The sequence below is a fragment of the Blattabacterium cuenoti genome (assembly GCF_014251955.1).
GTDB classification, from domain to species: Bacteria; Bacteroidota; Bacteroidia; order Flavobacteriales; family Blattabacteriaceae; genus Blattabacterium; species Blattabacterium cuenoti_L.
In genome coordinates, this window is the sequence record NZ_CP059203.1 from 631,670 (window position 1) to 639,415 (window position 7,746).

Sequence of the window (7,746 nt, forward strand, 5' to 3'; positions counted from 1 at the left end):
CTTATGAAGAAAAACTCTTTCCACATCCACAAGTGTGTTTAGCATTAGGATTTTTAAAATAAAATCCTTTTCCATTGAGCCCTCCTGAATATTCTAACGTTGTCCCTGATAAATAAGGAATACTATTTTTATCCACCAATATTTTCATATTTTCATATTGAAAAAGTTGATCTTCTTTTTTTTTTTCTTTATCAAAAGTCAGTTCATAGGACAACCCAGAGCATCCTCCACTTTTGACTTCAAATCTAACAAAAGAAACATTATTAGAAAAACCTTCTTCTTCCATAAGAGAAATCAGTTTTTTTTTAGCTTGATCAGATATAAAAACCATAATACTTATAATTTTTGTAATTAAAATTTTAAATTTAAAGTTATATCAAAATATAAATATATTTAAATATTTTTCTTCTTCATTACAATTACATTAACTAAATAAACCATTAACATAACAATTAAATTATATATCCTTTTTTTTTAATGAAAAAATGATTTTCGTTATTCCTTTTTTGACTCCCCATTTATCTGACATTCCAGAATTGATTTCCAAAATATATTTAACATTGGAATAATAATCCCTTCCCTCTATTTCCATCAAATAATCCATCATAGGATAAACGTATTTATTAATAAAAATAACAGTATTATTATTATCAATATAAAGAATATCTAAAGGAATTCTCATATCTTTCATATTGATTATTTGTTGAGCTTCTTCTTTATTTTTTAAAAAAAACAACATCCCACTGTTTTCTTTTAAAAAAGATCTATACGTCAATCCGTTTTTTTTCTCTATATCATTATTTGCAAATTCTATGTCAATTTTTTGAATAATCAAATTTTCATTCTTCATATATAATTCTCCATGTTTAATAAATTCAATTTCCAATTGATCTCCTATATCTGAAAATAACAAAAAATCATTCTTACTTCTTTCAGAAGAGAGAAAAAATAAAATCATTATCAATGATAAAAAAACTTTTTTCTTTATCATGAGGAAAAATATTTTTTTTTTCTTAAAGAAAAAAGGAGGATAAAAATTCCAAAAAGAATATATGGAATACTAAGCAATTGTCCAGTATTCATAGATAATAGATTGATAATTTCATCTCCTTGTGGTTCTTTCATGAATTCTAACAAAAAACGGAAAGACCAAAGAAAAACAAAAAAAATTCCCGATATATATCCAGTAAGTTCTTTTCTGTTTTTATTTTTTTTATATAAAAAAAATAAAAACAGAAAAATGAATAAATAACTAATAGATTCATATATTTGTGTAGGATGCCTAGGAATTATTTCTCCATATTCTGTATCCATTTGAACAAATTTTACAGCCCAAGGAAGTGTTGTTTGACATGGTTTCCCTACAATTTCAGAATTGAAAAAATTTCCTATCCTTATAAAAACTGCAGATAATGAGACTACAATACATAATCTATCACATAACCATAAAAAAGGTTTTTTAAGTATTTTTTTACTGTAAAAAAAACTAGATAAAATAATTCCTATAGTTGCTCCATGACTAGACAATCCTCTATAACCAACAAATTCATAACCTTTTATCATTCCTAATAAAAAATTTTTTTTAGGATTTTCTTTTATAGGAAAAAGTGCTTCTATCCAATGATTATCTGAATAATATAAAAAATCATAAAAAAAAACTTGTCCTAACCTTGCCCCTACAATAGTTCCTAAAACAGTATATATCAATAAAGGGTCCAAATATTTTTGATTGATATTATCAACCCTATAAATATATCTCATAATATACCATCCTGTTATAAAAGAGAGAACAAACATTAGACTATAAACATGAATAGAAATACCTTCTTTCCAAAAAGAAAATTTAGTTATTGGATCCCAATTGATATATTCTAACATTTTTTTAATTTATTATTTAACAGGATCGAATCCTGATTTTCCCCATGGATGACATCGAATAATTCTTTTTAAACCAATAAAAAAAGCTTGAAAAATATTATTATTGTCTCTTTTCAAAGATTGAATCATATAATCTGAACAAGTAGGGATATATCTACAATTTTTTCCTATCCATGGAGAGATTCCTATTTGATAAAATTTAATACTCTTTAAAAGAAAAATATAAATGATTCTTCTCATAATATCAATCATAATAAATAATAAATATAAAATCTATTATGATGATTCTCTTTTTCTAATGAAATTTAAAAAAGAACCCGCCATAAACCATTGAATTTGTCTTTCATTATAAGAATGTTGAACGATTATGTTCTTTTGATCCCCATTTTTATGAATCAATTTTACATTAATATTTTTTTTCGGAAAAAAATTTTTTATATAAAAATGAAAAGTATCCTCTTCTTGAATTTTATAATAATCTAAAGGATCCAGGAAAGTTAAAGCTAAAATACCTTGTTTTTTTAAGTTTGTTTCATGTATTCTAGAAAAAGATTTTGCAAGAATCACACGAACTCCTAAAAAACGAGGCTCCATAGCGGCATGTTCTCTTGAAGATCCTTCTCCATAATTTTCATCTCCTACAATTACAGTGGAAATATTTTTGAATTTATAAAATTTTGCTGTATCAGGTATATATCCATAGTTTCCTGTTATAATATTTTTTATTTTATTGGTTTTTCCATTAAAAGCATTAACAGCTCCAATTAACAAATTTTCTGAAATTTTTTCAAGATGTCCTCTATATTTTAACCATCTTCCAGCCATGGAAATATGATCTGTGGTGCATTTTCCTTTTATTTTTATTAAAAGCTTCACATTTAATAAATCTTCTCCATTCCAAGAAAGAAATGGAAATAAAACTTGCAAACGTTCTGAATTGGAGTCAATTTTTATGATCTCTTTTCCACTATTTTCAGGGGCCTCATATCCTAATTCCATCAAATTAAAATTTCTAAAAAAAATGGGCATATCCATAGATATTGGTTCTTCAAATTTAACAGATTCTCCTATTTCATTTTTTATAAAATCCTTTCTAGGATCAAAGGTTAAATCTCCTGAAAAAATTAAAGCAGTCACAATTTCAGGAGAAGCGATAAAAGCGTGTGTTTTAGGATTTCCATCATTACGAGATGAAAAATTCCTATTAAAAGAGTGAATGATTGTATTTTTTTTTTTGTTGTTCCTTCCTTTTCTTTTCCATTGTCCAATGCAAGGCCCACAAGCATTAGAGAAAATCTTAGCTCCAATACTTTGAAAAATAGAAATAAATCCTTGTTTTTTAATGATTTGATACACTCTATTGGATCCTGGTGTTACTAACAATTCAGAAGAAATCTTTAATTTTTTTTTTTTTGCTTGTTTAATTATAGATATCACTTTTGACATATCTTCATAGGAAGAATTTGTACAAGATCCAATTAATCCGACTTCTATGTTAGTCGGCCAATCATTTTTTTTAGCCTCTTCTTTCATCTTAGAAATTGGAATAGCACGATCTGGAGTAAAAGGGCCATTAATATATGGTTCTAATAAATTGAGATCTATTTTTATTACTTGATCATAATAAACATATGGATTCTGATAAACTTCTATATCTGCCTTCAAAAAATCTTTTACTTTATCAGCCATATCAGATATCTCTTTTCTTCCACTTTTATCTAAAAAATCTTTCATTTTTGTATCATAAGGGAATAAAGAAGATGTAGCCCCTATTTCTGCTCCCATATTACATATAGTTGCCTTACCGGTACAAGTAAGGCATTCTGTTCCTTCTCCAAAATATTCAATAATAAAACCTGTTGCTCCTGTCGTTCCAAGGATTCCAGATAATTTTAAGATAATATCTTTAGGGGAAGACCATCCATTTAATCTTCCTTTTAAATAGACTCCAATAATTTTAGGAAGTTTTAATTCTAAAAAATCCCCAGACATAACTTCTACTGCATCTGCACCTCCTATTCCTACTCCTAACATTCCTAGACCACCAGAATTAGGAGTATGAGAATCTGTTCCAATTATCATTCCTCCAGGAAATGCATAATTTTCCAAAAGAACTTGATGAATAATCCCTGATCCAGGTGTCCAAAATCCAATTCCATATTTATTAGATGCAGATTTCAAAAAATTATAAATTTCTTGGTTTTCTTTAATAGATTTTTTTAAGTCTATATCAGATCCATATTGAGCTTTTATTAAATGATCACAATGAACCGTTGTAGGAATTTTTGTTTTCTGTTTTCCAGTTTGCATAAACTGAAGCAATGCCATTTGAGCTGTTGCATCTTGCATTGCAATACGATCCGGTAAAAAATTCAGATAAGATTCATTACGAATATAATGATTATTCAATTGATTGTTTTTCTCATCTGTTTTTTTGATTAAATGAGAATACAATATTTTTTCAGAATAGGTCATTGGGGAAGCTATTCTATTTCTAACTTCACTGATTCGAAATTTTAAATTTGAATAAAAATTTCGAATCATGTCAAAATCAAAAATCATAAATTTTTTTTCTGTAAAGTTAGAAATTATATGATTTTTAAAAAAATTTCAATAACATTATTTGTCTGCATTTTTATTTTATGTTGTGTATTTAATTTCTTATAGTTCGTTAGTTATGTTATATGTTTGTTGTTATGTTATGTGTAGAGTATTTTTGAATTATTATTCTTGTTTATATTATTGTATTGTGAGGACATGCAAAAAAATAATACATTTAATACTACTACTACAACACACTACACACACACACATACATACATTCATTGAATAGTGGAGTATAATAGAAAAAAATCAGAAACTTCTTTATAAAAATCTACTGGATTATCTATATGAATCCAATGTTTTGCTTTTTTAATAGTAATAATTTTTGAATTTGGAAATAATTTCTGTATAGAAAAATAATCTTTAGGAAGAATATAATCAGAATATTCTCCACGTAAGAAAAGTGTAGGCCCATTATAAAAACCATTTCTTATCTCCTCACAAATTAAAGAGTCATAATTTTTTTCAATTCCAAATAAAAAAAAACGAAATGCTAATTTACCATCTTTTTTCCTGTAAGTACATTTAGAAAAAAACACTCTTTTTTCTGTATTTCTAATCAATGGTTTTAGAAAAACATCAAGATCTTTTCTTGTTTTAAGAATATCAAAATTAACGTTTTTTAATATTTGAATAATATTTTTGTGAGTAGTTGTATCAGAAAAATATGCTCTAGGAGTTATATCCACAATGACAATTTTTTTAGGAATTAATGGGTATTTCATGGAAAATTTCATAACAGCTCTTCCTCCCATGGAATGACCAATTAATATTGGCCGTGATAAATTATAATACTTGATATATTCAAATATATCCTCTGATATGAGGTCATAATCCATTTCTTTTGAAGAAAAACTTCTTCCATGATTTCTAATATCTATCAAATGAATTTGAAAATTTTTTGAAAAAAAATTTGCAAAAGATATCCAATTATCTCCATTTCCAAATAAACCATGAAAAACTAAAATAGGAAATCCATGTCCTAAAATTCTAGAATGCAAAATCATAATCCTTTATTTTCATCATATTCATAATATGATGATTCAATTTTTTTTAAATAAGTTTGAATTGCATTTTCTAATCCCATATACAAAGAATCACTTATCAAAGAATGTCCTATAGAAACTTCCACAAGATTGGGGATTTTTTTAATTAAAAAAGAAATGTTTTCTAAATTTAAATCATGACCCGCATTAACTAATAGATGATTCTTGATAGCCTCTCTTGCTGTTAAAACATAAGGATTAATACAATCCCATTTTTTGTTAGCGTATCCTATAGCAAAGTTTCCAGTATATAATTCTATCCTATCAGCACCTGTTTTTGCTACATATGGAACAAATTTTGGATTTGGATCTAAAAAAATAGAAGTTCTAATTCCATGATCTTTTAATTTAGAAATTGTTTCAGTTAATAAATTCTGATAAAGAATTGGATTCCATCCTGAATTAGAAGTAATAACATGGTCATAATCAGGGACTAAAGTAACTTGATCAGGAAGAATATCTAATACTAATTTCATAAACTTTTTAATAGGTCTTCCTTCAATATTAAATTCTTTTGTAAGAATAGAATTTAAATCATAAACATCTTTATAAGTAATGTGTCTTTCATCAGGACGTGGATGAACAGTAATTCCTTGTGCGCCAAATTTTTGAACATCTATTGCTACCTGTAAAAGATTTGGAATCTCTCCTCCTCTTGCATTTCTTAATGTAGCTATTTTATTTAAATTAACGCTTAATTGTATCATTATTTTTTTTTGAATAAAAATTGAAATTTTCAATGAGAAACATTTGTAGTCACTTGTGTTACTTTTAAGTTAAATTCCTTAGCTGCTGTTAATAAATGATCAAAAACACTAGCTTGTATTTGTTCATATTGTACAGATACAGAAGTATTTGTAAAACAGTACAATTCTATAGGAAGTCCATAAGGAGTAGGTTCTAAGTGTCTAACCATCAAAGTTTCTGATTGTGATATTTTAGGATGTTGATGTAAATACTCTAATGCATATTGACGAAATAGACCAATATTAGTTAATCTTCTTCCATTAATATCCATACTAACATCTATATTTTTCTTTTTATTAAAAATATCTATCTCTTTTTGTTTTTTTTGAATATAATTTTTTATTAAATAAAAATGTTGAAATTTTTCTAATGTAGAAGAATTACAAAAATGAAAAGATTGAATATTAAATAAAATAGATCTTTTTATTCTACGTATATTTTTTTGACGCATCACTTCAAAATTTGTAACAGCAGTGGAAATTAAATCATAAGTAGGGATACTTGTAATAGTCTTATCAAAATTTTCTATTTTTGCAGAAATTAGATTAATTTCAATAACAGTTCCTTCTATACTGTATTTCGGAATTCCTATCCAATCTCCTACTTTTATCATTTTTGTAGAAGCCATTTGAACTCCAGATACAAAACCTAAAATTGTATCTCTAAAAACTAGGATCACAATAGCAGTAATAGCTCCTAAACTAGTAAGAACAGAAAGAAGATCACTTTTTGTTAAAATAGAAATAATAATTAAAACACAAAAGATAATAGAAATAATTTTTAATAGTTGAGAAAAAGAACGAACTGCAATTGTTTGATGATTATTTTCACTAGTAGCAATTCTCATAATTGAATTAATAACTCTGATTAAAAATTGTAAAACAATCAGAACAAATAAAATATTAAATATTTTTTCCAAATAGACAATAGTTGTATGATGGTCTTTAAAAAAAGGTTTAATCAAAAAAAATCCAATTGATAATGGAAAAAAATGAGCTAAACTATCAAAAACTTTATTTTCATATAATATATTATCCCAAATAAAATGAGTAGAACTCACTATTCTCCTTCCTATAAAACGAACTCCTTTATTGAAAATTAATTCTAAAACAATCAGTAAAATTGTAAACAAAAAAAATTTACTAATTATAATAATCGTTATACTTCCCCAATTTTTTAACTCCAAATTATTATGAGTGAATAATAATTCATCATAATAAATCCATTCATAATATTGAATCTTATTTAATTCTAATATTTTTTTTACAAAAGACATAAATCAAACTCTTGATCCTTTTTTTTTATTTATATAGTATAATATCTAAGTTATTTCCTAAATTTTATTTTTTCAGTATTTCGTATTATTTTTTTTAATTTTTTTTAGTAGATTGGATAATCTAATAGATATTGAATTTTTTTTATGATTATGAAAAATCAAAAAAAAATAATTCAACTTTAAAATTGAAAAATT

8 protein-coding genes are annotated in these 7,746 nt (G+C 25.4%); all 8 read right to left on the reverse strand.

Features of this window, described 5'->3' with window-relative positions; translation table 11 throughout:
• Position 1 precedes the first annotated feature (1 nt).
• The 8 genes from H0H53_RS03000 to H0H53_RS03035 all read right to left on the reverse strand — a co-directional run bounded on the left by H0H53_RS03000 (position 2) and on the right by H0H53_RS03035 (position 7,551).
• Positions 2 to 331 (reverse strand): HesB/IscA family protein, encoded by a 330-nt coding sequence (locus tag H0H53_RS03000; protein ID WP_185870499.1) that lies wholly within the window; start codon positions 329 to 331, stop codon positions 2 to 4.
• Positions 332 to 457: 126 nt separating this feature from the next.
• Positions 458 to 991, reverse strand: a complete 534-nt coding sequence (locus H0H53_RS03005; protein ID WP_185870500.1) for a DUF192 domain-containing protein — start codon at positions 989 to 991, stop codon at positions 458 to 460.
• Positions 988 to 1,878, reverse strand: a complete 891-nt coding sequence (lgt, locus tag H0H53_RS03010; RefSeq protein WP_185870501.1) for a prolipoprotein diacylglyceryl transferase — start codon at positions 1,876 to 1,878, stop codon at positions 988 to 990. Before lgt ends, H0H53_RS03005 begins: the two co-directional genes overlap by 4 nt.
• Positions 1,879 to 1,890: 12 nt before the next feature.
• Entirely contained in the window at positions 1,891 to 2,130 is a 240-nt protein-coding gene (yidD, locus tag H0H53_RS03015; RefSeq protein ID WP_185870502.1) for a membrane protein insertion efficiency factor YidD, read from the reverse strand.
• 24 nt (positions 2,131 to 2,154) lie between these two features.
• A complete protein-coding gene (locus tag H0H53_RS03020; RefSeq protein ID WP_185870503.1) occupies positions 2,155 to 4,440 on the reverse strand; it encodes an aconitate hydratase in 2,286 nt (761 codons plus the stop codon).
• 260 nt (positions 4,441 to 4,700) lie between these two features.
• Positions 4,701 to 5,489 (reverse strand): alpha/beta fold hydrolase, encoded by a 789-nt coding sequence (locus H0H53_RS03025; protein WP_185870504.1) that lies wholly within the window; start codon positions 5,487 to 5,489, stop codon positions 4,701 to 4,703.
• Complete coding sequence (locus tag H0H53_RS03030) at positions 5,486 to 6,235, reverse strand: pyridoxine 5'-phosphate synthase (protein WP_185870505.1); 750 nt, start codon at positions 6,233 to 6,235, stop codon at positions 5,486 to 5,488. The genes H0H53_RS03025 and H0H53_RS03030 overlap by 4 nt, the downstream gene beginning before the upstream one ends.
• A gap of 29 nt (positions 6,236 to 6,264) precedes the next feature.
• A complete protein-coding gene (locus tag H0H53_RS03035) occupies positions 6,265 to 7,551 on the reverse strand; it encodes a mechanosensitive ion channel family protein (protein WP_185870506.1) in 1,287 nt (428 codons plus the stop codon).
• Between the last annotated feature and the right edge of the window lie 195 nt (positions 7,552 to 7,746).

Bases quoted from the DNA above. Each gene is read 5' to 3' on its own strand.
- H0H53_RS03000 (WP_185870499.1), bottom strand. From the start codon at position 331: ATGGTTTTTATATCTGATCAAGCTAAAAAAAAACTGATTTCTCTTATG.
- H0H53_RS03005 (WP_185870500.1), bottom strand. From the start codon at position 991: ATGATAAAGAAAAAAGTTTTTTTATCATTGATAATGATTTTATTTTTT.
- lgt (WP_185870501.1), bottom strand. From the start codon at position 1,878: ATGTTAGAATATATCAATTGGGATCCAATAACTAAATTTTCTTTTTGG.
- yidD (WP_185870502.1), bottom strand. From the start codon at position 2,130: ATGATTGATATTATGAGAAGAATCATTTATATTTTTCTTTTAAAGAGT.
- H0H53_RS03020 (WP_185870503.1), bottom strand. From the start codon at position 4,440: ATGATTTTTGATTTTGACATGATTCGAAATTTTTATTCAAATTTAAAA.
- H0H53_RS03025 (WP_185870504.1), bottom strand. From the start codon at position 5,489: ATGATTTTGCATTCTAGAATTTTAGGACATGGATTTCCTATTTTAGTT.
- H0H53_RS03030 (WP_185870505.1), bottom strand. From the start codon at position 6,235: ATGATACAATTAAGCGTTAATTTAAATAAAATAGCTACATTAAGAAAT.
- H0H53_RS03035 (WP_185870506.1), bottom strand. From the start codon at position 7,551: ATGTCTTTTGTAAAAAAAATATTAGAATTAAATAAGATTCAATATTAT.